This is a genomic window from Streptomyces sp. NBC_00075, from assembly GCF_045041225.1.
GTDB classification, from domain to species: Bacteria; Actinomycetota; Actinomycetes; order Streptomycetales; family Streptomycetaceae; genus Streptomyces; species Streptomyces adonidis.
This window is the reverse complement of sequence record NZ_CP108243.1, coordinates 828,926-854,619: the sequence shown is the minus strand read 5'-3', so window position 1 is coordinate 854,619 and position 25,694 is coordinate 828,926. Positions and strand designations below refer to the sequence as shown.

Here is a 25,694-nt window from a genome sequence, read left to right as displayed (position 1 = left end):
ATGTGGAGCGCCCCTTCAGGGGCGCGGGGAACTGCGCGACCAGCCACGGACGGCCGGCACTCCGCATTGAACAGAAACCCGGCAGACGCTCACGCCCCCCAGCCGGCCTGCTCCCCACCAACCCGCTCCGCAGCAATCTTCGAACCCCACCCGGACCGGGCATACGCAGCGATCGGATCCCCGTCCAACCCCAACTCCTCCCGAACCTCCACCAGCAACGGCCGCACATCCGTGTTGTACGCGTCCATCAACACCGCGTTGGCGGCCAGCACATCCCCGGCCCGCTGAGCAGCCCCCAACGCCGCCCCATCAACAAGCAGCGCCTTGGCGGTCGCTTCCTGCACATTCATGACCGACCGAATGATCGCCGGGATCTTCGCCTCGATGTTGTGACACTGATCCAGCATGAACGCCACCTCAGGCACGAACCCCCCACCCCGGATCACCTCGTACATGATCCGGAACAGCTGGAACGGATCAGCCGACCCGACCATCAGGTCATCGTCCGCATAGAACCGCGAGTTGAAGTCGAACGCCCCGAGCTTCCCCTCGCGCAGCAGCGTCGCGACGATGAACTCGATGTTGGTCCCGGGAGCGTGGTGCCCGGTGTCGACGACGACCTGAGCCTTCGGCCCGAGCTTCAGGCAGTGGGCGTACGCCGTCCCCCAGTCCGGCACATCGGTCGTGTAGAAGGCGGGCTCGAAGAACTTGTACTCGAGGAGCATCCGCTGGTCGTCGCCGAGCCGCTCGTACACCGCCGCCAGCGCCTCCGAGAGTCGGTCCTGCCGCTCACGGATGTCGTCCTGACCGGGATAGTTCGTCCCGTCGGCGAACCACAGCTTCAGGTCCTTCGACCCCGTCGCATCCATGATGTCGACGCACTCCAGCAAGTGACCGAGCGCCTTGCGCCGCACCACCGCGTCCGGGTGACAGATGCTGCCCAGTTTGTAGTCGTCGTCCTGGAAGGTGTTCGAGTTGATCGCGCCCAGCTTCAGGCCGCGCTCCTCCGCGTACTTCGCCAGGGCCGCGTAGTCCTCGACCTTGTCCCACGGAATGTGCATCGCGACGGTCGGCGCGACCCCCGTGAAGGCGTGCACCTGGGCGGCGTCGTCCAGCTTCTCGAAGGGGTTGCGGGGTACGCCGGGCTGGGCGAACACCTTGAAACGGGTCCCCGAGTTCCCGTACGCCCACGACGGCGTTTCGATGGCCTGGGTCTTGAGAGCGGCCTTCACCGCGCTGCGCTCGGTCACTGCGGGACTCCTGTGACATCGGGTCGGAACGACGACTGGGAAACAGCCTGCGGAACGACGATCTGATGAAACGATTCAGAACGGGAAGCTATGAGCCCCCCGAAGGGGTGTCAACCCCTCTGACCAACTCAGGCTGCCGTGACTTGCCCGTGACCTTCAACTATCGAAAGAATTTCGACACGGACCCATTGACGTGACATGGCTCCCATGTCTAACGTCCCGGCAACCCAGTTGAAACCTTTCACGACGTCGTGAGGCCAGTCCCACCGGCGTCGTCGAGGAGCCCTCATGACCCACCCGTCCGACCCGGGGCCGGCCCCAGTGCTGGCGCTCAAGGACATCTCCAAGTCCTTCGGTGCGGTGCGTGCCCTGCGGGACGTCTCCCTGGAGCTGTTCCCCGGTGAAGTGCACGCACTCGCCGGTGAGAACGGCGCCGGCAAGTCGACCCTCATCAAGACGCTCGCCGGCGTACACCGACCGGACGCCGGCCAGGTGCTGCTCGACGGCGCGCCCGTCGTCTTCCACGGCCCCGGTGACGCCCGCGACGCCGGTATCGCCGTGATCTACCAGGAGCCGACGCTCTTTCCCGATCTGTCGATCGCCGAGAACATCTTCATGGGCCGCCAACCGCGCCGAGCCCTCGGCCGGATCGACCACAAGGCCACCCACTCGGCGACCGCCGCCCTGATGCGGCGCCTCGGCGTCGAACTCGACCCCGACCGTCCCGCCCGCGGCCTGTCCATCGCGGACCAGCAGATCGTCGAGATCGCCAAGGCCCTCTCCTTCGACGCCCGCGTCCTGATCATGGACGAGCCGACCGCCGCCCTCACCGGCAGCGAGGTCGCCCGTCTCTTCGGCGTCGTCCGCACCCTGCGCGAACAGGGCGCCGCCGTGCTGTTCATCTCGCACCGGCTGGAGGAGATCTTCAAGATCTGCCAACGGGTGACGACCCTCCGCGACGGCGCCTGGATCGCCAGCGAGCCGATCGACGGCATGACCGAGGACGACCTCGTACGCCGGATGGTCGGCCGCGACCTCGACGAGCTGTACCCGAAGCAGGACGTGGCGGCCGGCGAGGTCGCCCTGAGCGTGCGCCGGCTGACCCGCGAGGGCGTCTTCACCGACGTCTCCTTCGAGGTGCGGCACGGCGAGATCGTGGGCCTCGCGGGGCTGGTCGGCGCCGGCCGTACCGAGGTCGCCCGGGCCGTCTTCGGCATCGACCGCTGGGACGCCGGCGAGGTCGAGGTGGACGGCACGGTCCTCACCAACGGCGCCCCCTCCACGGCCATGGCCGCCGGGCTCGCCCTCGTCCCCGAGGACCGGCGCGCCCAGGGCCTGGTGATGGACATGTCCATCGAGCGGAACATCGGCCTCACCGGCCTGCGTAGGACCGTCAGGGCCGGCCTCATGGACCGGGGCGCCGAGCGCAGCCGCTCCCTCGACTGGGCCGTCAAGCTCCAGGTCAAGTACGCCCGGATCGCCGACACCGTCAACACGCTGTCCGGCGGCAACCAGCAGAAGGTCGTCCTGGCCAAGTGGCTCGCCACCGGCCCCAGGGTGCTGATCGTCGACGAGCCCACCCGGGGCATCGACGTCGGTACGAAGGCCGAGGTGCACCGCCTGCTCAGCGAGCTGGCCGCCGACGGGGTGGCCGTTCTGATGATCTCCTCCGACCTGCCCGAGATCCTCGGTATGGCCGACCGCGTGCTCGTGATGCACGAGGGGCGCCTCACCGCCGAGATCCCGCGCTCCGAAGCAACCGAGGAAACGGTGATGGCCGCAGCCACCGGGAGGGCCGCCGCATGACGGTGACCGCTCCCAACCCCGCCCCCGCCGCCGAGGTGCCCAAGGCCGGCGCCACCCGGCTGGTGGACCGCGTCTTCAAGATGCGCGAACTCGCCATCCTGGTCGTCTTCCTGGTGATGATCGCCGTCACCCAGGCCGGCAACAGCGAGTTCCTGTCCGAACAGGGCATCAAGGACCTGCTGCTGAACGCGACGATCCTGGTCCTGGTCGCCACCGGCCAGTCGCTGGTGGTCATCACCCGCAACGTGGACCTGTCCGTCGGCTCCACGCTCGGCATCAGCGCCTTCGCCGCCGGCGTCTACCTCCAGGACGGCGGAAACCCCGTCGTGGCCGTCGCCCTGGCCGTCCTCATGGGTATCGGGTTCGGACTGCTCAACGGGCTGCTCGTCAGCTTCGGGCAGGTGCCCGCGCTCGTCGTCACCCTCGGCACGCTCTACATCATCCGCGGCATCGACTCCATCTGGGTCGGCTCCCGCCAGATCACGGCGGCCGATCTCCCGGACGGATTCGTCGACTTCGGCTCCGGCGGCATCTCGGCGGTGCCCTACCTCGCGCTGATCGCACTCGCCGTACTCATCGCCACCGCCTACTACCTCAAGCACTTCGGCGGCGGCCGTGAGCTGTACGCCCTCGGCTCCAACCCCGAGGCCGCCCGGCTCGCCGGCATCCCCGTGCGCAAGCGGATCCTCACCGCGTACACCTTCTGCGGCGCCCTCGCCGGACTCGCCGGCGCGCTCTACCTCGCCCGGTTCGGCAACGTCGACTCCAGCACCGGCAACGGCTACGAACTCACCGTCGTCAGCGCGGTCGTGGTCGGCGGTGTGGTCTTCACCGGCGGCTCCGGCAGCGTCTACGGGGCCGCGCTCGGCGCGCTGCTGCTGACCTCCATCAACAGCGTGCTGCCCGCCCTCGGCGTCAGCTCGGTGTGGGTCATGGCCATCAACGGCATCCTGCTCATCCTCGCCATCGCCGTCGACCGGATCGTCGCCCTGCGCGTGGCGTCCGCACTGAAGAAGAGGAACGCCCGCCATGGCTGACTCGTCACTCGCGCGCGCGATCCGCGGGTCCTCCCTGAAGAGGTGGGACTCCGCCGTCGGTGTCCTCCTCGTGGTCGTCCTCCTGCTGTCCTTCGGGTTCGTGGACGGGTTCGGCAACGGGCTCAACCTGTCCTTCCTGATCGGCAACACCCTCCCGATCGCGCTCATCGCGCTTCCGATGACCCTTCTCGTCGTCTCCGGCGAGATCGACCTCTCGGTCGCCTCCACCGCCGGCCTCTCCGGCGCGGTGATGGGTGCCCTGTGGAACCAGGGCATGACGATCGAGACGATCATCCCGATCTGCCTGCTCCTCGGGGTGGTCTGCGGACTGATCAACGGGCTGCTCGTCACCCGGCTCGGGCTGCCCTCCCTCGCCGTCACCATCGGCACCATGGCCGCCTACCGGGGCATCGCACAGATCGTGCTCGGCTCCGACGCGGTGACCGACTTCCCCACGCAGTACCTGGACTTCGCGGCCGGACGCATCGGCGACACGTTCGTCCCGTACGCCCTGTTGCCCTTCTTGGTGCTGCTCGCGATCGCCGTGGTCGTGCTGCACGCCACTCCGTTCGGCCGGTCGCTGTTCGCGATCGGGGCGAGTGAGGAGGCCGCTCGCTTCGCCGGTATCCGGGTGAAGCGGCAGAAGCTGATCCTGTTCGCGGTGACCGGGCTCACCGCCTCGCTCACCGGGATCTTCTGGGCGCTGCACTACGCCAGCGCCCGCTATGACAACGCCACCGGGCTTGAACTGTCCGTCATCGCCGCCGTGTTGCTGGGCGGGATCGACTTCGACGGGGGGAAGGGCACGCTGGGTGGCGCCATCGCCGGGGTGTTCCTGCTCGGGGCGCTACAGAACGTGATGAGCCTTCAGGACGTTTCGGCTCAGTCTCAGATCGTCGTCACGGGCGTCTTGCTGGTTCTCTCCGTACTGGGACCTCGGGTTGCTCGGCAGGTCTCACTGGCCCGGGCCTCGCAAAGGCTTACGTAAACGGTTGTTCGCAGACTGCGGACCGGCTGTGGCTGGTCGCGCAGTTCCCCGCGCCCCTGAAAACGGGGCGTCTCTCCTCACCCTCTGTTCTAAGGAACCCTCATGCGCAAGTCATCCATTCGTCGTGCCTCCGCGGCGCTCGCCGCGGCCACCTCGCTCGCTCTGGCCCTCACCGCCTGTGGTGGTACCACCAAGGAGGATGTGAAGGACGAGGGGGCCTCGGCCGCCGCGACCGGCAAGGCCGACCCGAACGCGGCCACCAAGAAGGGGCTGACCGTCGGCTTCCTGCCGAAGCAGGTCAACAACCCGTACTTCACCTCCGCGGACAAGGGCGGCGAGAAGGCGCTCCAGGCACTGGGCTCCACCTACAAGGAGGTCGGTCCGTCCAGCGCCACCGACACCTCCGGGCAGGTGTCGTACGTCAACACGCTCACCCAGCAGCAGGTCGACGCGATGGCCGTGTCCGCGCAGGACCCGGGTGCCCTGTGCACCGCGCTCAAGCAGGCCATGAAGAACGACATCAAGGTCGTCACGTACGACTCCGACACCAAGGCCGACTGTCGCAACGCCTTCGTCTCGCAGGCCAGCGCCGAGGACCTGGGCCGTACCGAGGTGCAGCTGCTCGCCGAACAGATCGGCTACAAGGGCGAGATCGCGATCCTGTCCGCCGCGCAGACCGCGACGAACCAGAACGTGTGGATCGACTTCATGAAGAAGGAGCTGGAGGACCCGAAGTACAAGGACATCAAGCTGGTCAAGGTCGCGTACGGCAACGACGACGCCCAGCAGTCCTTCCAGCAGACCCAGGGCCTCCTCCAGGAGTACCCGAACCTGAAGGGGATCATCTCCCCGACCACCGTCGGCATCAAGGCCGCCGCCCAGTACCTGTCCGGCTCGAAGTACAAGGGCAAGGTCAAGCTGACCGGCCTCGGCACCCCCAACGACATGCGCAAGTACGTCAAGAACGGCACCGTCGAGGGCTTCGAGCTGTGGGACCCGGCGAAGCTCGGCGAGCTGGCCGCGTACACCGCCGTCGCGCTGGTGTCGGGGCAGATCACCGGCAAGGAGGGTGAGACCTTCAAGGCCGGCGACATGGGCTCGTTCACGATCGGCGCGGACGGTGTGATCAGCCTCGGCAAGCCCACCGTGTTCAACAAGGACAACATCGACCAGTTCAACTTCTGATTCCCTGGGGGCTGTTGATGCAGCGCGTGTGCTTTCTGCTGAAGGTCCGGGCGGACCGCCTCGACGAGTACCGCGAGCGGCACGCCGCCGTGTGGCCCGAGATGCTCGACGCGCTCTCGGCCACCGGCTGGCACAACTACTCGCTCTTCCTGCGCGAAGACGGCCTGCTGGTCGGCTACTTGGAGACCGAGGACTTCGCCGCCGCCCAGGCCGGCATGGAGGCCGCAGAGATCAACGCCCGTTGGCAGGCGGAGATGGCGCCGTTCTTCGAGTCGCTGGACGGCGCCCGCCCCGACGAGGCCATGAAGCCCCTCACCGAGGTGTTCCACCTCGCCTGAACCCCCGTTCGAACTCCTCTCTCACCTCGCCAGACAATGGAGTCCCCCGAGATGAAAAGACGTACGTTGCTGGGCGCCGCCCTCGCCGGTGCCGTGGTGACCCCCGCCTTCGCCGTCGGCAGCGCCCGCGCCGCCGACCCCGGCCCCTCGGTCACCCAGACCGGCAACACCACGCTCGACTCCCAGGCAGTCTTCTTCGTCTCGTACGACGGCCTGGTCAACAACAACTCGTTCCAGAAGAACGCCCTGTTGACCTACAAGGGCTACCAGTACGCCGTCTGGTACACCGCCGACAAGAACGCCGTCGTCGCCCGCCGCGTCCTCGGCGCCACCACCTGGTCGACGGTCCAGGTCGGGCACACCCTGAAGGCCAGCGACTCCCACAACGTCATCTCCATGGGCGTCTCGAAGGTCGACGGCCGGCTCCACCTCAACATGGACTCGCACAGCGACGGCTTCACCTACGTCAAGTCGGTCGCCGGGCTCATGGACAACCCGTCCGGGCTCAGCTGGACCGCCGCCCGCTTCGGCTCACCCCAGTCGACGCTCGACGGACTCGCGCTCACCACGCAGTTCACCTACCCCCAGTTCATCTCGACGCCCGAGGGCAAACTCCAGCTCAGCTACCGCGTCGGTATCTCCGGGAACGGCCGCAACGCCCTTGCCGAGTACGACGGTTCGACCTGGACGGCGCTCGGCGAGTGGACCAGCTCCACGGGCACGTACACCAGCGAGCACGGCTCGTCGACGGTCCGCAACATGTACCTGCACGGCATCGACTACGACAAGAACGGCCGGCTGCACTCGTTCTTCACCTGGCGCGAGCAGAACGGCGCCGTGATGTGCAACAGCGGCGGCATCACCAACCACGACACCGGTTACGTCTACTCCGACGACCGGGGCCGCACCTGGCGCAACAACGCGGGCACCGCGGTCGGCACCACCGGCGGCACCGACAAGGTCGCCGTGACGGACAGCGGACTCGTCGTCGACTCCCTCAACCCGGACCACTCCCTGATGAACCAGGAGAGCCAGTTCACCGACTCGTCCGGTCTGCCGCACGCGATCATCAGCTACGTCCCCGGCCGCTTCGGCCAGTGCACGACGAACTACGTCACCAACCGCACCGCCAACGGCCGCGCCTTCCACGTCCGCAAGAACTCCGCCGGCACCTGGCAGAAGACCGAGATCCCGGTCCCCCTCAACTCCAGCCAGCGCACCAAGCTGGTCCTCGACAAGTACGACAACGCCTACGCGATCTTCCCCTTCGGGCGGATAGCCGGCGCCTCGAAGTCCTCCGGGTACACCGACTGGACGATCCTCTACGACGGCAGCACCCTCAACGCCTTCGGTGAGGTCGTGATCGACGAGACGCGGATCGCGCAGGACAACGTCCTGTCCGTCCTCTACCAGGAGAAGTCGAGCGGTACGACGCCGTCCGCGCTCCATGTCGTCGACTTCAGCCTTCCCGCGTGACCGGATCAGGCCGGATTACCAAGGGTCGGGCAGGCCGCGGTTAATGTAAGGGCCTGCCCGCCACCGTTCGTTTCACTGGAGGTCCCCGCCCGATGGCCCAGCCGGTGGGTATCAAGGACGTCGCCCGTGCCGCCGGAGTCTCCGTCGGCACGGTCTCGAACGTCATCAACCGTCCGGACTCGGTCGCCACCGAGACCCGGGCCCGGGTGCTGTCCGCGATCGACCGCCTCGGCTACGTCCGCAGCGAGTCCGCGCGTCAGCTGCGCGCCGGGCGCAGCCGCATCATGGGGCTGCTCGTCCTCGACATGGGCAACCCCTTCTTCGTCGATGTGGCACGCGGCGCCGAGCGGGCCGCGCGCGACGCCGGGCTCGGTGTGATGGTCTGCAACAGCGCCCAGAGCGCCGGCGAGGAGGCCGACTACCTGTCGCTCTTCGCCGAGCAGCGCGTACGAGGAGTGCTGCTCACCCCGGCCGACGCGACCGGCCGCAACATCGCCTCCTTCCGCCGGCACGGCATCCCGTTCGTGCTGGTCGACCGGGTCGCCGAGGGCACCACCGAGTGCTCGGTCTCCGTGGACGACGTCGCGGGCGGCGCCCTGGCCGTCCGCCATCTCATCGACGCCGGCCATCGCTCCATCGCGTACGTCAGCGGCCCGCCCGGCTTCAACCAGGTCCGCGACCGCCGCACGGGCGCCCTGAACGCGCTCGCCGAGGCCGGCCTCAGCCCCTCGGCCCTGCGTGAGCTGCCCACCGAACGCCTCGACGTGGCCGCCGGCCGGGACGCGGGCGCCCGCCTCCTCGGCCTCGCCGAGCGCCCCACCGCGGTCTTCTGCGCCAACGACCTGCTCGCCCTCGGCGTCCTCCAGGCCATGTACGCGGCCGGCGTCGGCGTCCCCGACGACCTCGCGATCGTCGGCTACGACGACATCGAGTTCGCCGCCGCGGCGGCCGTCCCGCTGACCTCCGTACGCCAGCCCGCCGTCACCATGGGCGCCCTGGCCGCCGAACTCCTCCTGGAGGAGACCGAGGCGGAGACGGAGACCGGGCCCAGGCGCCATGAGCACCGCAGGGTCGTCCTCCAGCCGGAACTGGTGGTCCGCCGCTCCAGTCTGTCGGCCCGCTGATGTCCGGAACTGATCGCGCGTTCAGTACGTTGTCATGATCCAGGGGCTCGGCAGGGCCGCGAACATGTGCTGAACTGGGGCGGCCTGGAATCCAACCGTCTCGGGAGCACCGTTGACCGTCAGCTACCGCCAGCCCGGCGTCGTCCTCACCGACCGCCGCTTCACCGTGCCCCTGGACCACGACGACCCCGGGGGCGAGACCATCGAGCTGTACGCCCGTGAGGTCGTCGCGAGCGGCGAGGCGAACCGGGACGACCTGCCGTGGCTGCTCTATCTCCAGGGCGGTCCTGGCTTCGGGGCGAATCGTTTCGTCGGCCAGGGGGCCTGGCTCGGCCGGGCCCTGGAGGAGTTCCGTGTCCTCCTCCTCGACCAGCGCGGCACCGGCGCCTCCACCCCCGCCAACCGTCAGACGCTCCCGCTGCGCGGCGGCCCCGCCGCACAGGCCGCCTATCTGACCCGCTTCCGCGCGGACTCGATCGTCCGGGACTGCGAGGCCATCCGCCCGACGGTCACCGGCGGCGCCCCCTGGACCGTCCTCGGCCAGAGCTTCGGCGGTTTTTGCGCCGTGCACTACCTGTCGACGGCGCCCGAGGGCCTGACCGCCGCCCTGATCACCGGCGGCCTCCCGTCCCTCGACGGACACGCGGACGACGTCTACCGGGCCGCCTACCCCCGTATCGAACGCAAGGTCGCCGCGCACTACGCGCGTTACCCCCAGGACGTGGAACGCGCGAGACGCATCGCCGAGTACGTGATCGGCCACGAGCCGCTCCTTCCGAACGGCTACCGCCTGACCGTCGAGGCCTTCCAGTCCCTCGGCATCGTCCTCGGCGGCGGCGAGGGCAGCCACCGCCTGCACTACCTCCTGGAGGACGCCTTCGTCCGCACCCCCGACGGCACGGTCCTCTCCGACGCGTTCCTGGAGGAGGCCCAGGGCCTCCTGTCGTACGCCGGGCATCCGCTGTACGCCCTTGTCCACGAGGCCTGCTACGGCCAGGACTCCCGCCCCACCGATTGGTCCGCCGAGCGGGTGCGCGCCGAGTTCCCGCAGTTCGACGCGGGCAAGTCCCTCGCGGGCGACGGCCCGTTGCTGTTCACCGGCGAGTCGGTGCACCCCTGGATGTTCGACGTCGACCCGGCCCTGCGCCCCCTGCGCGAGACCGCCGAACTCCTCGCCGCCCACACGAACTGGCCGTCCCTGTACGACCGTTCGCGCCTCGCCGTCAACGAGGTCCCGGTCGCCGCGGCCGTCTACCACGACGACATGTACGTCGACACGGGCCACGCCCTGGAGACCGCGCGGGCGATCCGGGGGCTGCGCACCTGGGTGACCGACGAGTTCGAGCACGACGGGGTACGGGCGGGCGGACCGCGTGTACTCGACCGGCTGCTGGCCCTGACCCGCGACGAGGTGTGAGGACGGGCAACCGGTGAGTCAGGCGGCGACGGCCAGGGTGCCGACGCCGCGCAGCGGGCCCACCGCCCGGCCGTCCGGCAGGAGTTCGCCGGTGTCGTCGAAGACGATCGTGCCGTTGCAGAGCAGGTTCCAGCCCTGCTCGGGGTGGGCCGTGACGATGACCGCGGCGTCGTGGTCCGGGCTGTCGACGGACGGGCACGGAGGCTGGTGGGTGCACATGGTCTCTCCCGTGTGTCAGGGGTCTGCCTCAGTAGTAGAGCGGAGGTTGTTTTCCTCTGTATGTGGAGACCCCGACACGCCGGGAAATTCATCTGTGAGGTTTCTGCTCAGGCAGCCGCCAACTCCTCGCCCGGGGAGCGGCGTTCGAGGTGCAGCCGCAGCCCCTCCGGCATCACCGTCAGCCGTTCCGTCACCCGCAGCCGGTAGTCCGGGTCGGGCTTCAGGTCGTAGCGGCGCAGCAGCAGGCCGAGGACGAGTGTCGCCTCGTGCAGCGCGAACTGGCGGCCGATGCACGCCCGGGCGCCGGTGCCCCAGGGCTTGAACGCGTGGGCGGGGCGGGCGCGTACGGCCGCCGCGTCGAAGCGGTCCGGGTCGAACCGGTCGGCGTCGGCGCCCCAGACGGCCGGGTCGCGGTGCAGCAGCGGGGCGAGGACCAGCGTCCAGGCGCCCGCCCGCATCGGATGCTCACCGCCGAGCACCGTGTCGTGCCGGGCCTCGCGGGAGAAGCCGGGCGCCGTCGGCCACAGCCGCAGCGACTCGTCCAGCACCCGGCGCACGTACCGCAGTTTGGCGACCTGGTCGTAGCCGGGGACGGCCGCCCCGCCCCAGACGCGGTCCACCTCGGCGCGGGCGCGGGCGGCGATCTCCGGGTGCTGGGAGAGGTAGTGCAGGGCGAAGGAGAGCGCGCCGGACGTCGTCTCGTGGCCCGCGATGAGGAAGGTGAGCACCTGCCGGCGCACGTTCTCCGGCGCGAGGCGCTCACCGGTCTCCGGGTGGGCGGTGTCGAGCATCCGGTCGAGCAGATCGCCGGTGCCGTCGCCGTCGGACGCTCGGCGGGCCCGTACGAGGTCGTCGACCGTGCGGTTCAGATACGCCATGGACGCCTCGTTGCGGCGCGTGGCCCGGCGCAGCAGCAGCGGGGCGAGCGGCGCGGGGACGACGTTCAGGTACTGGGCGTGGTTCAGGGTGCCGACCATCGCCGTCACGAAGGGGTGCGGGCGGTCGCGTTCGAGCGAGCCGAAGTCGTGCCCGAAGCCGGTGCGGGCGATCGTCTCCAGGGTCAGCTTCGTCATGTCACCGGGCACGTCCACCGCGCGGCCCGCCGCCAGCTCCCGGTCCCAGTGGTCGGTGAGCCGCTCGGCCACGGCCAGCATCATCGGGTGGTAGCCGGCCATCGCCTCACGGCTGAAACCGGGGGCGAGGACGTCGTGCGCCAGCTGCCAGTTGGACTCGTGGTTGTACGCCGTGAACAGCCCGTCCCCGGCGATCGGCCGCAGGTTGGCCACCCCGAGGCCCACGTGCTTGGCGAAGCGCGACTCGTCCGCCAGATCGGCGGTGAGATCCGCGCCCCACACGAACACGATCTCCTTGCCGAACGCCTTGCGCCGGAAGATCGGCCCCAGCCGCTGCCCGACGCGCATCGAGTCCTGGAGGGGAGTGCGCGGGCTGACGCCGATCAGATCGCCGAGCAGCGGTATCCGGCGCGGCGGACGCGGAATGCGGTGCAGCTCCGGCCAGCCCAGCTCGGCACTGCGGAATCCCCTGGGCGAAGCGCTCCGGGTCGCCGTCTCGGTCATGACGCCATCTCCCTTGATCCAGTGGCGTGTTGAACCTGTTGTACGTGGATTCAATAACGGTTTCAGTCTGGTCCCGCTGTTGAATCGACGTCAAGTAGCCTCAAGTAAAGTGCGGGCATGTCCGCGAAAGAGGGGGAGCGCACGCGCCGTCGGCTGAGTACCGGCGAGCGCCGGGAGCAGCTCCTGTCGGTCGGTGCGCGTCTGTTCTCGGAGAGTCCGTACGACGAGGTGTGGATCGAGCAGGTCGCCGAGATCGCCGGCGTCTCGCGCGGGCTGCTTTACCACTACTTCCCGACCAAGCGGGACTTCTTCGCGGCGGTCGTGGAGCGCGAGAGCGAACGCATGATGCGGATGACGGCCGCCGTCCCGGGCGTTCCCGCACGGGAGCAACTGGACGCGAATCTCGACGCGTTCCTCGCGTACGTCGAGGAGCACGCGCACGGCTATCGCGCCTTCCACCGTGCCGACGCCTCCGGCGACCAGGCCGTACGGAAGGTCTACCGGCGGGCGTTGGCCACGCAGGAGCGGCAGATCCTCGAAGCGCTCGCGGCCGACCCGGAGTTCGGGAGACTGGCCGAGGAGCGGCCCGAACTGCGCCTCGCCGTCCGAGGCTGGCTGGCGTTCACGACCGCCGTCTGCCTGGAGTGGCTGCGCGGCTCGGACCTGTCCCGGGAGCAGGTGCGGGAGTTGTGTGCGCGGGCGCTGCTGGGCACGCTCGCGCTCTGAACGCCCTCTGGACCCGGTACAGGAATCGCACAGGATCACGGGAGGTGGTTGGCGTGCGCCCAGATCTTCGATAGGTTAGGCAAGGCTTACCTAAGGAGGTTTGGGATGGGTGACAGTCCGACCTGGACGGCCGCGCCCGCGGCGGCGGAACGCGCGCGCTCGGTGCTCGCGGCCGCGTGGTCCTGCGCGGTGACCGCGGACGGCGGGCGCGAGGAGTTCGTCGGCGCGCACACCGTCGGCGAGGACGGCCGGGTGATCCTGGACGTGCCGGCGGACAGCACGCTGCTCGCCGCCGCCGTCTGCGCCCCGCGCGGCGAGCCCTCGGCCGTGCTGGAGTTCGCCGACGTCTCGCCCGTCCCCGTACGCAACCGGATCCGCGCCCGGCTGTGGATGGCCGGCTGGTTCTCCGTCGAGGGCGAGCAGCTGGCGTTCCGCCCGACGCGGGTGGTGCTGCGCCAGACGTCAGGTGCCACCGTCGTCGACCTCGACGAGTTCGCCGCCGCCGAGCCCGACCCGCTGGCCACGGCCGAGGCCGGCCTGCTGACCCACCTCGCCGACTGCCACGGCGACGCCGTCGAGCGCCTCACCCGCCTGGTCGAGCCGGAGAGCCTGCATGGCGCCGTCAAGGTCCAGCCGCTCGCCGTCGACCGGCACGGACTCACCCTGCGCATCGAGCGGGCCCGCGCCCACGGCGACGTACGGCTGGCGTTCCACCGGCCCGCCGACACCGTGGCGCAGCTCACCGAGCGCATGCACATCCTCCTGACCCAGGCCAGCGCCGCCTCCTGCCCCCGCGCGCTACAGCGGCAGCGCACAGACGACGACGGGTGACGCGAACGGCTCGCCCGCGAGCCGCAGTTCACCGCTCGCAGGGTCGACGCGGAAGACGCTGACCGTGCTCGACCGCTGGTTCGCCGCGAACAGCAGGTTCCCGTACGGGGAGAGGGCGATCTGACGCGGGAAGTCACCGGCGACCGGCACCGTGTCGAGCAGCCGCAGCCGGGCACCGTCCGCCTCGATGGCGTACCGCGTCAGACTGTTGTGGCCGCGGTTCGCCAGATACGCGAACCGCCCGTCCGCGCTCACCACGAACTGGGCCGGGTAACTCGTGCCCGAACCGGTCCCCGTGGACTGCGCCTCCCCGATGGACAGTCGCCCGGTGGCGGGGGAGTAGGCACACACGGCGACCGTGTTGTCGACCTCGTTGGCGAGATAGGCGTACCGCCCACCGGGGTGGAAGGCGAGATCGCGCGGGCCCGCGCCCGGCCGGGTCCGGTCGCGCGAGACCTCGGTGAGCGTGCCGCGCGTGAGGTCCAGGCGGTACGTGTAGACCGTGTCCGTGCCCAGATCGACCGCGAGGACATGGCCGCCGTCGGGGCTGGTGACGAACTGGTGCGCGTGCGGGCCCTGTTGACCCGGGCCTGGCGCCGGACTGGAGTGCGTCACCAGGTCGGTGCGCTCGCCCAGCGTGCCCGAGGCGTCGATCGGGTGCACCGCCACGCTGCCGGAGCCGTAGTTGGCGCTGAGCAGCCACCGCCCGCTCGGATGCACGGACAGATGACACGGTCCCGCGCCGCCGGTGCTCCGCGTGCCGAGCACCTGATGCGGCTTGCCCTCGCCGCCGAGCCGGATCGCGGTCACGCCGCCGTCCTCGCGCTCGTTCACCGCGTACAGGGTGCGGCCGTCGGGATGCAAGGCGAGGTAGGACGGGTCACCCACGCCGGTGACGGTTCCGGCGCCGGTGATCCGCCCCGATTCCGGGTCGTAGGTGGCCAGGCCGATGCCGGTGCCGCCGTTCTCGACGGAGGTGTAGGTGCCGAGGAAGAGGGGGCGGGGGGCGGCTGGTCGAGGGGCTGCCTCTGCGGATGATTCCGGCGCCGGTGATTCCGGCGTGGTGGCGGGTTCCAGCGGTACGGCCGCCATCGCTCGCGCCGGGACGGACGCGGCCGCGGCGGTGCCTGCCGCCGCACCCACGAACCGGCGCCTGCTCCAGCCGCCGCGCGCACCTCGCGCCGGGTCCGTACCACCGCTCATTACCTGCACCCCGGGTCTCGGTCGCCTCAGCTGTTGTCGGCTGTGACAGCAACTCTGACGTGGATCACCTGTGATGTGCAAGAGGAGCAATGGGCGTTGCATGGGCTGCAACGTGCGGGGGTGTTCTTTCTTCGCCCCCGCCGCCCCTACCCGTCCCATCCTTCTGGGGGCTGCGCCCCCAGACCCCCGCTTCGGCCTGAACGGCCTCGTCCTCAAGCGCCGGACGGGCTAAAAGACCAATCCCGGCCGGCGTTCGAGGACAGCCATGCTCAGCCCACCCCTTTGCCCCGCCCACCGGCCCCCGCCGCACAGGCGGCGCCTCGTCAGCACCGGCCGGGGCATCTCAGCCCGTCCGGCGTTTGAGGACGAGGCCGTTCAGGCCGACAGCGGGGGTCTGGGGGCGGCAGCCCCCAGGGATGGGAACGGGTAGGGGCGGCGGGGGCGAAATCGGCTACCAGTCGCCGTCCTCCACCGGCTTCCCCGTCAGGGGCTTCACCTGTCCGGGGGACGGCTCCTGCCACGGCTCGTGGTCGTCGCCGAGCCAGTCGCCGACCGGTTTCACGGCCCCGAGGGGATCCGTCGGCGCGAGATCCCCCGCGTTCTCGTCGTAGTAGTCGAACCAGGGCAGGCCGGCCCTCGTGTAGGCCGCCCGGTCCACGGGTGACGGAGGCGGCGCCTCGCCCGTGATGCGGCGCCATTCGGGCGGCGTCACGAGGTGTACGAACACGCGTCCGGCGGGGCGCTCGGCCCATGCCTTGAGCGGCCGGTCGTCCCGGTAGACCTCCTGGCGCATCGAGCCACCGACCCCCAGCCCCATCGCCGCCCCCGACCGCTGCGGAGCCGCCGCACCGCTCGGCGCCGGCATCGCCATGGGCGCCATGGGCACGGGCCCGCCGTAACCCCGGTTCCGGGCGGTCGCCGCCCGTTCCGCCCGGCGGCGCTCCTCCTCGCGCCACTTCGCCAGTTCCGCGTCGGACAGCGGGAACGACTGGAGTTGTACGCCGCCCCACACCTCCTCGCCCGTGACCTGGCCCTCGACGGTCGCGCCCAGCCCGAGCGGCACCGCCACGAACTGGCGTACGGTGCCCTTGCCGGAGTTGATGCCGTCCAGCCAGGGCTGGCGCGGCAGCACCACGTAGTTCTGCGGCTTCCGCGACAGCCGGTCGCTCCACGGCTCGCCCGACACCGCGCACACCTTGCCCACGCCCACCTGCAACGCGGCGGGCTCGACGGTGCCCGCGAAACTCAGCCACATCGCCTCGCGCAGATACACCGGCAGCAGCACCCCGCCGCGCGCCCGCCAGGCCTCCGGCACGGTGTCGGGGTAGTCGGCGACCCGGCGCACCGGGAACTCGCCGAGCCCCGGCGGCAGCGGATGCGTGCCCGTCTCCGGCAGCCGGAGGGTGCGGACGAACCGTACGGCCACACCGCCCGGCAGTCGCAGGGTGTTGCCTTCGATCCGCACGCCGGAGTCACCCATGCGCCGCCCCCTTGGTCCTCAGTTGTTCCATGTGACTTCGTCACATAGAACGACGTGACACGGCCTCGCGGTTCCTGCCCGGCACGCGCACCCGCTTCAGGTACTTCCGCAGCCGGGTCAGCCGGGGCATCCGCTCCCGCTCCTCGCGGGTGCACCGGTCCAGCTCCTCCAGGAGCCGCCGGGAGCGGTGCTCGGTGTCCAGCTCGTCGAGGATGCGGTTGACCTCGGTCAGGACGGCCCCGTGCAGTTGCCACTGGGCCGCGTCCTGCTGGATCTCCGCCAGGAGCAGCTGCGCCAGCTTGTCGCGGGTCGCTGTCGCCGCCCGGAGTTCGGTGGCGAGCCGGGTCTCCGCCGACTCGGCGCTGACACTGACGTCGGTGGTCACGAGGACCGCGAAACTGACCACGGCGTCGGCGATCTCGGACAGCAGCCGCTCCAGCGCGGCGCCCGTCTCCGGGGCGAACAGCGGCTCGGGTTCCCGCTCCTTGGCCAGGTCGGTGAGGCTGCGGGCGAGGACGCGCAGGACGACCGTGCAGATCTCCAGCGTGTCCAGGCCGGTGCGCAGCACCACTCGGTGCAACAGGCCCTCCCGGACCCGCGGGTTGAGGCGCAGACTGTCCTCGGCCTGTTGCAGGGCCGCGTCCACCTCGACGATGTCGTGGTCGAGCCGACGGGCCTCGTGCAGCCGGGCGGTCGCGTGGTCCACGGGAGTGCGGCCGGCGGCCTCCTCGCCCATCCGCAGCATCAACTGCCGTACGCGGCGCGCCAGATCCTCGATGGACTCGCCGGCCGCCTCCACCCACACCGGGGGAGCCAGCAGCAGGTTGAAGGTGAGCCCGACGACCGCGCCGATCACGGTCTCCAGGACCCGCGCCCAGGCCGTGTCCCCGACCCGGGTGACGCCGAGGACCAGCATCGCGCTGATCGCCACCTCGGGCACGAACTCGCTGACCCGCACCAGATGCCCGACCACCAGCGAGGCCAGGATGATCAGCCCCAGGCTCCACCAGGTCAGGCCCATCAGCACACTGAAGCCGATCGCGATGACGACCCCGGCGACCACGGAGTTCACCCGGCGGATGCCGGTCTTGATCGTGGCGTAGAGGGTGACCTGGACGACCAGGAGCGCGGTCAGTGGCGCGGTGAGCGGCGCGGACTCGGGACTGACGCGGAGGGCGACGACGTACGCGATCGTCGCGGCGGCCGCCGACCGCAGCGTCTGGACGACCACGGGCTCGCGGTGCCTGCCCACGAACCGGACGACGGACGCCGTCCACTCACCGGGTATCACTCGCATGCGCGCGCACGCCTCCTTCCCGTCCTTCCCGCAAACGGACCGAGCGTACTCACGGAAGGCCGCGAGCGCGTGCGGGGCGGAGGGAGGTGTTCCTCACGTGATCAGGGATGTTTCCCTTCGTTGACCACAGGTTCTGTTGACCAGGTTGACCAATACGTTGTGGATCTTCGGGCCGTCCGGTGATCTCCTGGTCCGTATGGCCGACGACCCCGATTCCCCGCACGCGAAGGCGCTCCGCCATGTCGCAGCCCTCTCCACCGGCCCCACCGTGTCCCCTGACCTCCGGGTGACCTTGAACTTCCACCCCGACCGGACGGTCCGCGAACTGCCGTTGCTGCGGGCGCTGGCCCAGGACGGTGTCTACCGCTCGCAGTTCGTCACCGGCACCAGCAACGGCGGGCTCACCGCCCGTCCCGGCGGCGACCGCTGGCGCTGGGAGAGCCGGATGTTCGCGGGGACGTACGACAGCGCGCCCGCCCACCAGCGCCCGGTGTACGGCGCGTTGAACTTCCGCCATCAGGTCGTCGGCGCCGCCCCGAGGTTCGGCTCCTCGCACTTCCGGCTGACCGGCGCAGCCCTCGGCCGGGCCACCTTCTGCTACCCGGACAGCGCGGCGGAACCCGCCCACTTCGGGGTCGCCGCCGGAATGTCCCTCCTCGCGCTCGCCGAGGCGGACGATCGGGACGCGCTCGACGACTACATCGAGGCCCAGATACACGGCCCCGTCCTGCTCGACCGGGACGTCGAGGCGCTGGTCCTCGACGCGAGCTATCGCGGCACCCCGGTGGAGAAGGCGGCCCGCACACTGCCCGTACCGCTCGAATGGCACCCCGGATACCGGCTCACCGTAGGGGAGTTGCGCCGCCACGCCGACTACCGGGGACCCGAGTACGTCGAACTCGGCGCCCGGATCGCCGAGGACGGCCGCCTCGACCCACGGATCATCGGGGACGCGGTCCGCACCGGCAGCCATGAACTCCAGCACCTGAAGATGGTCTGGCACTGCCTCGCCCGGTTCGGCGCCCCGGAGGGTGCGGGCACCGCCCGTTCGAACTAGGCGTCAAAGGGTCCAGAATGTCCCTGGACGGCTGGCCTGCCCTGTGGCGGACGGGGCCGGTTCCCGACCCGTTCCGCACCCGCTTCCGTACGCTGTTCCGGGGCCGTACGCAGGGCGCGGACGCGGCCGGTCGAGACGGGGAGGCACGGAGACGGTGACCGATTCGTGGGAGCGGGCCAGAGAGATCCTCACCTCGGCGGGGCTGCCGCCGGACAGCCTCGTGGGCTGCCGTCCGCTCACCGGTGGGACGTACAACGCCGTCGAGGAGCTTCGGCTGGCCGACGGCAGCCGGTACGTCCTGAAGATCCCGCCGCCGGAGACAGTGCCGGGGCTGCGGCACGAGTCCCGACTGCTCGTCTCCGAGGCGGAGTTCTACCGCGCCGCCGGCACGGTCGGCGTACCGGCGCCGAGTCTCGTGGCCCTCGGCGACGGCCACCTGCTGATGACCGCCTGCCCGGGCGACCCGTGGGACGACTCCCCGACCGATGCCGAGCGCGTGCTCCTGAGGGGTGAGCTGGGCGGCCTGGTGGCTCGTCTGCACACGGTCACCGGATCGGCCTTCGGCTACCCCTCCGGCGCCCTCGGCCCCCTCGCCCCCGACTGGCGTACCGCCTTCACGACGATGTTCGACGCGGTGCTCGACGACGCCGTTCGCTACGGCGCGTGGCTGCCCGTTCCGGTGGACGAGGTGGCTCGCACCGCCCGGGACGCGTACGACGCCCTCGACGAGGTCACCGTGCCCCACCTGGTCCACTTCGACCTCTGGCAGGGCAACATCCTGGTCGACCGCTCGGCCGGGGCGCCGCGCATCGGTGGTCTCATCGACGGCGAGCGCATGTTCTGGGGCGACCCGGTGGCCGACTTCGTGTCGCTGGCGCTGCTGGGGGACATCCGGGGCGACGAGGCGTTTCTGCGGGGCTATCGGGATGCCGGAGGGCAGGTCGAGTTCGAGGAGGGGGTCTGTCGGCGGATCGCTCTGTACTGCTCCTACCTGTACCTGATCATGCTGACCGAGGTGGTGCCCCGGGAGATGGGGGAGGAGCGGAAGGAGTGGGCGCGGGAGGTGGTCGGGCCTGCGCTGATGGGTGCCTTGGGAGATCTTCCACTCGCGCGCCGCCCGCGCTAGTTCGGTGTGTCCCAGTGCGTAGTCTGGTGCGGTGCAACTGTCTTTGGGAGAACGTGTGCGGTGGTCGGTGGCCCGATGACGGACTTCGGCGCGATCGACGCCCTGCTGGCCGGCGCCCGTCAGGAGGTGCCGCTGCCCTCGGTCGAGGTGCGGCGCGGGCTGCGGGAAGGGTTGAACCTCTCGCGTGCCCAGGTGGCGCAGGCCCTCGGGGTGAGTCCCTCCACCATCGGAGGGTGGGAGTCGGGGCGGGACCCCAGCGGCGAAGTGCGCGAGAAGTACGCCTACTTCCTCGACGGGGCGCGTACGCGGCTGGAGGCGCAGGCAGAGCAGGACGCCGAAGAGGAGGCCTCCGAGGAGGTAGGGGAAGCGGAGGAGGCGGAGGAGGCGGGGGAGGCGGGGGAAACGGAGACCGAGGGCGAGTCGGAGACGCTCTCCGTCGCCCAGCCCTGTGTGCTGTGCGGACACCCCGCCCGTCATCAGGTCGCCGGGTTCCCGCAGCACCTCGATCCTGTTGAGTGCGGGGGAGGGACGGCCACGGCCAGTGGGCCTCCCGCGACCGCGAAACCCGCGGCCCCCGCTGCAACTGCCGTCGTCCCCGCGACGCCCGTCAAGGTCGTCCCCGTCGGTCGTCGCGTCCAGACCGTCTCCGACGAACCCGATCCGATCGCCGCCGCCGTCGCCGGAGCCCTCGCCGAGCACGAGGGGGACGTCGACGCGGCGACCGCCGCGCTGGTGAAGCGGGCCATCCCGGACGCGATGGCGCTGCTCGACTCGACCCGCAAGGGCGGGCGGTACGACGTCGTGGCGCATCCCTGGATCCCGGACATCCTGCGCAAGCAGACCGCACGCGGTGCCGACCAGATCTGGGAGGCCCGCCCCAAGTGGGCCCGCCGTGAACTCCCGCCCGGCGCCCACGAGGTGACCGCGCTCGACATCAACGGCGCCTACCTCTCCGCGCTCAAGACCCACCTCCCCATCGGCCAGTTGGAGCACTCGACCGGATTCGGCCACGACCGCCGCAGGGCAGGCGTCCACCTGATCACGCCACCCGTCTGGGACCACGAGGGTGAACTGCCCAACCCGATCGGAAACCGCGACGAACCGGGTCCGCTGTGGGTCACCGAGCCGACACTGAGGCTTCTCCTACGGCTGTCCGGGCCGAAGTACGGACTGTGCGAACCCCCGGAGATCCACGAGTCGTTCACCTCCGGCGCCACCGAGAACCTGCTGGAGAAGTTCCGGATCGCCCTGAAGGACGCGCGCGACCGGGCCATCGAGCAGGACGACGAGGTCACCCTCGAATACGTGAAGGCGATGTACTCCAAGTTCGTCTCCACCATGGGGGAGTCGAACTACAACCGGGAGCTGTACCGCCCCGACTGGATGCACCTGATCCGCTCGCAGGCCTTCGCCAACCTCTGGACCAAGGCGTACAAGGCGTACGGCGAGGGGCTGACCGTCGTGCGCGCGATGGGTACCGACGAGCTGCATGTGATCGGCGACTGGCGGAGTGTCTTCCCGGAAGGGCGTGGGGTTTCCGAGGTCAAGATCAAGGACACCTACACCGTCGGCGAGGATACTGATCCCGCCGCCGCGGGCGAGCACGAGAACTGAGTGACAGTGAGGGAGGCGGTGCATGCCTGAATACACCCACGAGTTCGGGAAGTACGGTGCCCGGGGCATCAAGGGCAGCGCGGCCGTGGCCCGGCGGCTCGACATGCTGGCGGGCGGGATCGTCACGCCGATCACGGCCCGGCGCGGGCTGCTGGCACGGCTGCACTACCTCACGCGTACCGACCATGCCAGGTCGGCGGCACGGGAGGCGGGGCTGACGGTCACCGACCGCACGCTCAAGGCGTGGCTGGAGGGCAGGCGCAGTCCGTCGAAGCGGAACCTGGAGAAGATCGAGCAGGCGTACTGGACGGTCCGCCGTCAGAACGTCGCCCGGTATCTCGTCGGGCGGCTCAACGCCCGGGGCCGGGGCACGCGAGTCGAACTGCACCCTCTCAACCAGTCCCAGGTGGACCGGCCGCGCCAGCGCGTCGTCGAGTTCCGCACCCTCAACATCCGGCACTGGGACCTGCTCGTCGAGGCCTGGTCCACCGGCGACACCCAGGCCTTCGACGACGCCTGGACCGACCAGATCGTCGACCTCGGCTCCCAGTGGGGCCAGTACGAGTACGTCACGAACGTCGGTTTCGCCGCCTGAACCCCGGCCCCGAACCCGGGGCCGGGCCGGCGCGAGATGATCGTGTCATGAGTGAGATCATCCTGATGTCCGACGAGAAGGTGGCCGCCGTACCCGTCGAGGAGTGCGGGGAGCGTCTGGTGGACGTACGTGGCGCCCTGCTCACAGACGACCGGCAGCAACAGGCGTCCGGCGGCGCCCAGTTCCATCTGCGGCAGGGCGTCCTCGACCGGCTGCTCGACGCGCAGGCACTGCTTCCCGACGGCATCCGGCTGCTGTTCGTCGAGGGCTACCGGCCGCCCGCCCTGCAACGCCGCTACTTCGACGGGTACTCCGCCGAACTGCGCGCCCAGCACCCGGACTGGCCCGAGGACCGCCTCCGTTCCGCGGCCAGCCGCTATGTCTCCCCGCCCGAGATCGCCCCGCACAGCGCGGGCGCCGCCGTCGACCTGACCCTCGCCGACACCGACGGCCACGAACTCGACCTGGGCACGGCCATGAACGCCAACCCCGAGGACAGCGCGGGCGCCTGCTACACCCACGCCACCAACATCGACGCCAAGGCCCGCACCCACCGAGAGATCCTCGGCAAGGCCCTCAGCGGGGCCGGCCTGGTCAACTACCCCACGGAGTGGTGGCACTGGTCCTACGGCGACCGCTACTGGGCCCTGACGACAGGCGCCCCGGCGGCACTGTACGGCCCCAGGCACGCCTGACGGCTGGACCGGCTGAGCGGCCTGGGGGGCGGGCGTGGAACGCGCCCCGCAAGGGGCGCGGGGAACTGCGCGCCCAGTCCCACCGGCCGGTGGCCGACGAACGACAACCCACCCCCCGGAGCGCTCACGCAGAGAACGCGTTCACCCCCGTCAACTCCGCCGACACCTCCCACAGCCGCGCAGCCGACTCCACATCGACCGCATAATCCCGCACCCCACTGGTCTGATCCCCCGGCGTGGCGGGTTCAGCGACATCGCAGTCCTCGCAGTAGACCCCGCCCATCCCCGCCAGCTGCGGGGAGGTAGCGGCCCACACCTGAGTGGCCGCACCCTGCTCGGGCGTCTTGAAGCCCTCAGGGTCGAGCGCGTTGCCCTCGGCGTCCCGCCACCCGCGTTCGATCTGCTCGGCGATCGGGATGTGGCGCTGGAGCGGGGTGAAGATGGCACCGGGGTGGAGGGAGAAGGCCCGTACGCCGGCGTCGCGGCCGAGCCTGTCCAGGTGGACGGCGAACAGGACGTTGGCCGTCTTGGCCTGGCCGTACGCCTCCCACTTGTCGTAGCCGTGCTGCCAGTGGAGGTCGTCCCAGCGGATGCCGGAGAAGTGGTGGCCGCGTGAGGAGACGGAGACGACGCGTGCGCCGCCGGGGGCGATGGCCGGCCACAGCCGGTTGACGAGCGCGAAGTGGCCGAGGTGGTTCGTCGCGAACTGGGCCTCCCAGCCGGGGCCGACCCGGGTCTCGGGGCAGGCCATGATCCCGGCGTTGTCGATCACGAGGTCGAGGGGGCGCCCGGAGGCGAGGAAGCGCTCGGCGAAGGCGCGCACGCTGTCCAGGTCGCCGAGGTCGAGAGCGTCCACCTCGACACCCTCGACGCCGGCCAGTTCCTCTCGCGCGTGCTCCGGACGGCGGGCGGGTACGACGACCCGCGCGCCCGCCTTGGTGAGGGCGCGGGTCGTCTCCAGGCCGAGGCCCGAGTAGCCACCCGTGACGAGCGCGAGCTTCCCTGAGAGGTCGATGCCCGCGAGGACGTCGTCGGCGGTGCTCCGGGCATCGAAGCCCGAGCCGATCTTGTGCTGTGCGGTGGTCATGCACAGCACGCTACGAATTGGAGCACGCTCGAAGTCAAGAGACACCGCCTCCCTGCCCGGCGCCGACCCGCCGGACGAGGCCGGGGCAACGCGGGCGGCGCCTCATGACCGAACGTGAGCCCTGGCCGGCGACAACGCCGCCGGGGACAGTGCCCCGGTCGCCGGAAGGTGCCTCGGCCCGGGGTGGCGGTGGGCGGTTCCACGAGCGCCTCATGGGGGGACGTGGTCCTGGCGGAGCCGCCAGTCGGCGACAACGCCGCCGGGGCCCTTCGGGGGCCCGCCGCCGGAAGGGACGTCAGCCCGGTGGCAGCCGGTGCTTCCGCAAGCGACTCGCCCGCAGCAGAGCGGCACGCGTCCCCCACCCCGGGGCACCGGACAGGCCCTCAGGCCGACGGCAGCGCGCGTTCCCGCGACCACGCCAGCAACTGGTCCACCGGCCAGGTCGTGACCACCCGTTCGGCCGGTACCCCGCACTCCTCCGCGCGGGCGCAGCCATGGATCTGCCAGTCCAGCTGGCCCGGCGCGTGCGCGTCGGTGTCGATCGAGAACAGCGCGCCCGCCGCCACGGCCTGTCGTAGGAGCCGGCGCGGTGGGTCCAGTCGCTCCGGGCGGCTGTTGATCTCCACCGCCGTGCCTGTCTCCGCGCAGGCCGCGAACACCGCGTCCGCGTCGAACTCCGACTCCGGCCGTGCCTTGCCCCCGCCCCGCCCGCCTCGTCCGCCACCGCCGCCCCGGGGCTCCCGCCCGACCAGCAGCCGACCGGTGCAGTGCCCGAGGACGTCCGACAGCGGGTTGCGTACGGCGGCCACCATCCGGCGGGTCATCGAGCGGGCGTCCATGCGCAGCTTGGAGTGCACGGACACCACCACGACGTCCAGCAGATCGAGGAGGTCCGGGTCCTGGTCCAGGGAGCCGTCGTCGAGGATGTCGCACTCGATGCCGGTGAGCAGCCGGAAGGGCGCCCAGGTCGCGTTCAGTTCCTCGATCACCGTCAGTTGGTCGCGCAGGCGGTCGGCGGTGAGGCCCCGGGCCACCGTGAGGCGCGGCGAGTGATCGGTGAGCACCGCCCACTCGTGCCCGAGCCGCGCCGCCGTACGGCCCATCTCCTCGATCGGGCTGCCGCCGTCCGACCAGTCGGAGTGCAGATGACAGTCCCCGCGCAGGAGCGCCCGGAGGCGTTCCCCGTCCCCGAGAGGCGGGGGCACGCCCTCCTCGCGCTCCAGTTTCTCCAGGTAGGCGGGCGCCTGACCGGCCAGCGCCTCACGCACCACCTGCGCCGTCTTCGGGCCGATGCCCTTGAGGGACTCCAGCGTGCCGGTGTCGGCCCGCTGCCGGATCTCCTCCGGGGACAGCTCCGCCAGCACGTCGATCGCGGTACGGAACGCCCGTACGCGATACGTGGGGGCCAGGGAGCGCTCCAGCAGGAAGGCGATCCGGTCCAGTGCCTCGACGGGATCCAGTGACATCGCCATCGTCACCTCCGTCTCCAGCGTGGCGCGGGCTCGGCGGGCCCGCACCACGGAGGGGGCGGAGGTGCCGATGCCGCCCCCTCCGTGGCCGGTACAT

The 25,694-nt window shown here is 70.6% G+C and carries 23 protein-coding genes; 15 read left to right on the top strand and 8 right to left on the bottom strand.

All coding sequences use genetic code 11. From position 1 onward, the window contains the following. Positions 1–89: 89 nt before the first annotated feature. Positions 90–1,250: an L-rhamnose isomerase gene (gene rhaI, locus OG787_RS03835; RefSeq protein WP_369032707.1), complete on the bottom strand. Its 1,161-nt coding sequence runs from the start codon at positions 1,248–1,250 to the stop codon at positions 90–92. Between the two features lie 288 nt (positions 1,251–1,538). Here rhaI and OG787_RS03830 point away from each other — a divergent pair, with 288 nt between their 5' ends. From OG787_RS03830 to OG787_RS03795, 8 genes are all read left to right on the top strand, one after another. Next, a complete protein-coding gene (locus tag OG787_RS03830) occupies positions 1,539–3,056 on the top strand; it encodes a sugar ABC transporter ATP-binding protein (protein WP_405534285.1) in 1,518 nt (505 codons plus the stop codon). Beyond that, a complete protein-coding gene (locus tag OG787_RS03825; protein ID WP_369032709.1) occupies positions 3,053–4,093 on the top strand; it encodes an ABC transporter permease in 1,041 nt (346 codons plus the stop codon). The genes OG787_RS03830 and OG787_RS03825 overlap by 4 nt, the downstream gene beginning before the upstream one ends. After that, entirely contained in the window at positions 4,086–5,081 is a 996-nt protein-coding gene (locus OG787_RS03820; RefSeq protein ID WP_235472836.1) for an ABC transporter permease, read from the top strand. Before OG787_RS03825 ends, OG787_RS03820 begins: the two co-directional genes overlap by 8 nt. A gap of 102 nt (positions 5,082–5,183) precedes the next feature. Beyond that, the gene (gene rhaS, locus OG787_RS03815) at positions 5,184–6,266 is read left to right on the top strand and encodes a rhamnose ABC transporter substrate-binding protein (RefSeq protein WP_369032710.1); all 1,083 of its coding nucleotides are present in this window, start codon (positions 5,184–5,186) and stop codon (positions 6,264–6,266) included. 17 nt (positions 6,267–6,283) lie between these two features. After that, positions 6,284–6,604 carry an L-rhamnose mutarotase gene (locus OG787_RS03810; RefSeq protein ID WP_330286043.1) on the top strand — a complete coding sequence of 107 codons (321 nt, stop codon included), beginning with the start codon at positions 6,284–6,286 and terminating at the stop codon, positions 6,602–6,604. Positions 6,605–6,655: 51 nt separating this feature from the next. After that, positions 6,656–8,080, top strand: a complete 1,425-nt coding sequence (locus tag OG787_RS03805; RefSeq protein WP_405534284.1) for a BNR repeat-containing protein — start codon at positions 6,656–6,658, stop codon at positions 8,078–8,080. Between the two features lie 92 nt (positions 8,081–8,172). After that, positions 8,173–9,204 carry a LacI family DNA-binding transcriptional regulator gene (locus tag OG787_RS03800; protein ID WP_235472832.1) on the top strand — a complete coding sequence of 344 codons (1,032 nt, stop codon included), beginning with the start codon at positions 8,173–8,175 and terminating at the stop codon, positions 9,202–9,204. A 112-nt stretch (positions 9,205–9,316) separates the two neighbouring features. Beyond that, the gene (locus OG787_RS03795) at positions 9,317–10,621 is read left to right on the top strand and encodes an alpha/beta fold hydrolase (RefSeq protein ID WP_405534283.1); all 1,305 of its coding nucleotides are present in this window, start codon (positions 9,317–9,319) and stop codon (positions 10,619–10,621) included. A gap of 18 nt (positions 10,622–10,639) precedes the next feature. On the opposite strand, the gene OG787_RS03790 is transcribed toward OG787_RS03795, so the two are convergent. Next, positions 10,640–10,840: a DUF5999 family protein gene (locus OG787_RS03790; protein ID WP_369032713.1), complete on the bottom strand. Its 201-nt coding sequence runs from the start codon at positions 10,838–10,840 to the stop codon at positions 10,640–10,642. Between the two features lie 107 nt (positions 10,841–10,947). After that, positions 10,948–12,417: a cytochrome P450 gene (locus OG787_RS03785; protein ID WP_405534282.1), complete on the bottom strand. Its 1,470-nt coding sequence runs from the start codon at positions 12,415–12,417 to the stop codon at positions 10,948–10,950. A gap of 117 nt (positions 12,418–12,534) precedes the next feature. Between OG787_RS03785 and OG787_RS03780 the strand changes: the two genes are divergently transcribed. Next, positions 12,535–13,143: a TetR/AcrR family transcriptional regulator gene (locus OG787_RS03780; protein WP_405534281.1), complete on the top strand. Its 609-nt coding sequence runs from the start codon at positions 12,535–12,537 to the stop codon at positions 13,141–13,143. Between the two features lie 105 nt (positions 13,144–13,248). Then, entirely contained in the window at positions 13,249–13,974 is a 726-nt protein-coding gene (locus OG787_RS03775) for a DUF2470 domain-containing protein (protein ID WP_369032716.1), read from the top strand. Here the strand turns inward: OG787_RS03775 and OG787_RS03770 are convergent. The 3 genes from OG787_RS03770 to OG787_RS03760 all read right to left on the bottom strand — a co-directional run bounded on the left by OG787_RS03770 (position 13,942) and on the right by OG787_RS03760 (position 17,954). Beyond that, positions 13,942–15,177 (bottom strand): lactonase family protein, encoded by a 1,236-nt coding sequence (locus OG787_RS03770; RefSeq protein ID WP_405534280.1) that lies wholly within the window; start codon positions 15,175–15,177, stop codon positions 13,942–13,944. The two genes, OG787_RS03775 and OG787_RS03770, sit on opposite strands and share 33 nt — an antisense overlap. Before the next feature lie 451 nt (positions 15,178–15,628). After that, complete coding sequence (locus OG787_RS03765; protein WP_369032718.1) at positions 15,629–16,657, bottom strand: hypothetical protein; 1,029 nt, start codon at positions 16,655–16,657, stop codon at positions 15,629–15,631. Between the two features lie 40 nt (positions 16,658–16,697). Beyond that, positions 16,698–17,954, bottom strand: coding sequence for an aromatic acid exporter family protein (locus OG787_RS03760; protein WP_369032719.1), 1,257 nt, complete (start codon positions 17,952–17,954; stop codon positions 16,698–16,700). A 196-nt stretch (positions 17,955–18,150) separates the two neighbouring features. Here OG787_RS03760 and OG787_RS03755 point away from each other — a divergent pair, with 196 nt between their 5' ends. The 5 genes from OG787_RS03755 (at position 18,151) to OG787_RS03735 (ending at position 23,041) form a co-directional block, all read left to right on the top strand. Further along, positions 18,151–19,011 carry a DUF3626 domain-containing protein gene (locus OG787_RS03755; protein WP_369032760.1) on the top strand — a complete coding sequence of 287 codons (861 nt, stop codon included), beginning with the start codon at positions 18,151–18,153 and terminating at the stop codon, positions 19,009–19,011. 154 nt (positions 19,012–19,165) lie between these two features. Then, a complete protein-coding gene (locus tag OG787_RS03750; protein WP_405534279.1) occupies positions 19,166–20,137 on the top strand; it encodes a phosphotransferase family protein in 972 nt (323 codons plus the stop codon). Between the two features lie 75 nt (positions 20,138–20,212). Further along, positions 20,213–21,751: a helix-turn-helix domain-containing protein gene (locus OG787_RS03745; protein ID WP_405534278.1), complete on the top strand. Its 1,539-nt coding sequence runs from the start codon at positions 20,213–20,215 to the stop codon at positions 21,749–21,751. A 22-nt stretch (positions 21,752–21,773) separates the two neighbouring features. Beyond that, positions 21,774–22,346, top strand: a complete 573-nt coding sequence (locus OG787_RS03740; RefSeq protein ID WP_369032722.1) for a transcriptional regulator — start codon at positions 21,774–21,776, stop codon at positions 22,344–22,346. A 47-nt stretch (positions 22,347–22,393) separates the two neighbouring features. After that, complete coding sequence (locus OG787_RS03735; protein ID WP_369032723.1) at positions 22,394–23,041, top strand: M15 family metallopeptidase; 648 nt, start codon at positions 22,394–22,396, stop codon at positions 23,039–23,041. 124 nt (positions 23,042–23,165) lie between these two features. Here OG787_RS03735 and OG787_RS03730 read toward each other — a convergent pair whose 3' ends face one another. Further along, positions 23,166–24,128 carry an SDR family NAD(P)-dependent oxidoreductase gene (locus OG787_RS03730; protein WP_369032724.1) on the bottom strand — a complete coding sequence of 321 codons (963 nt, stop codon included), beginning with the start codon at positions 24,126–24,128 and terminating at the stop codon, positions 23,166–23,168. A 383-nt stretch (positions 24,129–24,511) separates the two neighbouring features. After that, a complete protein-coding gene (locus OG787_RS03725) occupies positions 24,512–25,600 on the bottom strand; it encodes a PHP domain-containing protein (RefSeq protein WP_405534277.1) in 1,089 nt (362 codons plus the stop codon). Between the last annotated feature and the right edge of the window lie 94 nt (positions 25,601–25,694).

Bases quoted from the DNA above. Each gene is read 5' to 3' on its own strand.
- OG787_RS03830 (WP_405534285.1), top strand. From the start codon at position 1,539: ATGACCCACCCGTCCGACCCGGGGCCGGCCCCAGTGCTGGCGCTCAAG.
- OG787_RS03825 (WP_369032709.1), top strand. From the start codon at position 3,053: ATGACGGTGACCGCTCCCAACCCCGCCCCCGCCGCCGAGGTGCCCAAG.
- OG787_RS03820 (WP_235472836.1), top strand. From the start codon at position 4,086: ATGGCTGACTCGTCACTCGCGCGCGCGATCCGCGGGTCCTCCCTGAAG.
- rhaS (WP_369032710.1), top strand. From the start codon at position 5,184: ATGCGCAAGTCATCCATTCGTCGTGCCTCCGCGGCGCTCGCCGCGGCC.
- OG787_RS03810 (WP_330286043.1), top strand. From the start codon at position 6,284: ATGCAGCGCGTGTGCTTTCTGCTGAAGGTCCGGGCGGACCGCCTCGAC.
- OG787_RS03805 (WP_405534284.1), top strand. From the start codon at position 6,656: ATGAAAAGACGTACGTTGCTGGGCGCCGCCCTCGCCGGTGCCGTGGTG.
- OG787_RS03800 (WP_235472832.1), top strand. From the start codon at position 8,173: ATGGCCCAGCCGGTGGGTATCAAGGACGTCGCCCGTGCCGCCGGAGTC.
- OG787_RS03790 (WP_369032713.1), bottom strand. From the start codon at position 10,840: ATGTGCACCCACCAGCCTCCGTGCCCGTCCGTCGACAGCCCGGACCAC.
- OG787_RS03785 (WP_405534282.1), bottom strand. From the start codon at position 12,417: ATGACCGAGACGGCGACCCGGAGCGCTTCGCCCAGGGGATTCCGCAGT.
- OG787_RS03780 (WP_405534281.1), top strand. From the start codon at position 12,535: ATGTCCGCGAAAGAGGGGGAGCGCACGCGCCGTCGGCTGAGTACCGGC.
- OG787_RS03775 (WP_369032716.1), top strand. From the start codon at position 13,249: ATGGGTGACAGTCCGACCTGGACGGCCGCGCCCGCGGCGGCGGAACGC.
- OG787_RS03770 (WP_405534280.1), bottom strand. From the start codon at position 15,177: ATGAGCGGTGGTACGGACCCGGCGCGAGGTGCGCGCGGCGGCTGGAGC.
- OG787_RS03765 (WP_369032718.1), bottom strand. From the start codon at position 16,657: ATGGGTGACTCCGGCGTGCGGATCGAAGGCAACACCCTGCGACTGCCG.
- OG787_RS03760 (WP_369032719.1), bottom strand. From the start codon at position 17,954: ATGCGAGTGATACCCGGTGAGTGGACGGCGTCCGTCGTCCGGTTCGTG.
- OG787_RS03755 (WP_369032760.1), top strand. From the start codon at position 18,151: ATGGCCGACGACCCCGATTCCCCGCACGCGAAGGCGCTCCGCCATGTC.
- OG787_RS03745 (WP_405534278.1), top strand. From the start codon at position 20,213: ATGACGGACTTCGGCGCGATCGACGCCCTGCTGGCCGGCGCCCGTCAG.
- OG787_RS03740 (WP_369032722.1), top strand. From the start codon at position 21,774: ATGCCTGAATACACCCACGAGTTCGGGAAGTACGGTGCCCGGGGCATC.
- OG787_RS03735 (WP_369032723.1), top strand. From the start codon at position 22,394: ATGAGTGAGATCATCCTGATGTCCGACGAGAAGGTGGCCGCCGTACCC.
- OG787_RS03730 (WP_369032724.1), bottom strand. From the start codon at position 24,128: ATGACCACCGCACAGCACAAGATCGGCTCGGGCTTCGATGCCCGGAGC.
- OG787_RS03725 (WP_405534277.1), bottom strand. From the start codon at position 25,600: ATGGCGATGTCACTGGATCCCGTCGAGGCACTGGACCGGATCGCCTTC.